The organism is Variovorax sp. P4_B11 (genome assembly GCF_056402355.1).
In genome coordinates this window covers 1-1,053 of record NZ_JBFUHO010000164.1, presented here as the reverse complement: position 1 = coordinate 1,053, position 1,053 = coordinate 1, and the positions used below count along the sequence as shown (strand labels likewise).

Sequence of the window (1,053 nt, the reverse complement as noted above, 5' to 3'; positions counted from 1 at the left end):
TTCAATCGCCCCAGCACGTTGACCACGTGCTCGACGCTGACCCGCCCGGACGGTGGCCCGCTCTCCAGGGCCAGTTCCACCGCCACCAGCACGGCCTCCAGGCCGGCCCCCGGCACGATGGCCAGAACCTGCGCCATCACGCGATCGCCGCCGGCCTGGCGCAGCAGGCCGCGACGCAACTGCTGCAGCGGTGCTGGCAAGTCTGCGAATGGCGCGCCGTTGCGCAAGGCGCCGGGCTTCCTCTGAAGCAGCGGGATGTAGTGCTGCCAGTCGTAGCAGGTCTGGCCCTTGGCGCCCAGGCGCTCGTGGCTCGCCACCACCGCGTCTTCGGCCACGACGACGATCCTGGCCGGATACAGCCGCGTGCTCACCATCTGACCGGCCAGCTCGCACGGCACCGAGTAACGGTTGCGCGCCACGACCACCAGGCATGTGCTGGAGACCCGTGCCGGCTTCTCCACATAGCCGTCGAAGGGCTCGGGCACCGGCATCAGGTGAGGCCGCTCATGCTCCAGCATCTCCGCGACGCTGAACTGGTCGTGCTCGGGGTGGCGAACCTCTTCCCACAGCGCCCGGCATCTGGCACCGAGCCACGCATTGAGTTCGGCGAACGAGCCGAAGCGTCGTTTGCCGGCCTCGATCCAGATGCGCCGCCGGCTGTCCTGCACGTTCTTCTCGACCACGCCCTTCTCCCAGCCCGAGGCGACGTTGCAGAAGTCGGCATCGAACAGGTAGTGCGCGCACATGACGGCGAAGCGGGCGTTGACGACGCGGCCCTTGCCCTTCTTCACCTTGTCGACGGCGGTCTTCATGTTGTCATAGTTTTGTGCCCAGGTGCGTTATGTGCCCAACCGGCCTGAGCAGTGCGCCGGCGATGGTGAGTCACCGGCCACCGGGCACAAAATTCTCACAGCGATTGCAGCCACTTCATCAGGTCTTGGTCTTGGCGCCATCCGACGCGAGTCCGGGATACCGCCGAAGTCGTCGGAGGAATGCATGCCGCAAGCGCGGCCTGCTTGGTTCGCATCGTGATCTCAGCGTAGCGATTGGTCG

General features: G+C 66.5%; 1 pseudogene. It reads right to left on the bottom strand.

Annotated elements, in window-relative coordinates:
* Nucleotides 1-821: pseudogene (locus AC1DYD_RS41435) on the bottom strand (Mu transposase domain-containing protein); the annotation flags it as partial.
* Nucleotides 822-1,053 lie beyond the last annotated feature (232 nt).